The sequence below is a fragment of the Desulfovibrio sp. SGI.102 genome (genome assembly GCF_050314315.1).
In the GTDB taxonomy this organism is placed as follows: Bacteria; Desulfobacterota; Desulfovibrionia; order Desulfovibrionales; family Desulfovibrionaceae; genus Desulfovibrio.
In genome coordinates, this window is sequence record NZ_JBNPNC010000145.1 from 1 (window position 1) to 274 (window position 274).

The following is a 274-nucleotide window of genomic DNA, read 5'->3' on the forward strand; positions in this document are numbered from 1 at the left end:
CTCCATCATAGGCATCGAGGATCTGAATGTACGCGGGATGCTGAGAAACAGACGTTTATCCAGATCCATAGCAGATGGCGCTTTTTATGAGTTCCGTCGGCAGCTGGAATATAAAAGCGGCATATATGGCGGGACAGTTGTTGTGGCCGACCGCTGGTTCGCCAGCAGCAAAACATGTTCCGACTGCGGTCACAGGCTGGAAGCCTTGCCTCTGTCCGTGCGTCACTGGGTATGCCCCGAATGCGGGACATACCATGACCGTGACGTCAATGCC

At 54.4% G+C, this 274-nt stretch carries 1 protein-coding gene; it reads left to right on the forward strand.

What is annotated here, in order from left to right; all coding sequences use genetic code 11:
- Positions 1-13 precede the first annotated feature (13 nt).
- The coding region (locus ACQRCJ_RS12545; protein ID WP_427799957.1) for an RNA-guided endonuclease InsQ/TnpB family protein at positions 14-274 on the forward strand (261 nt) is incomplete at its 3' end.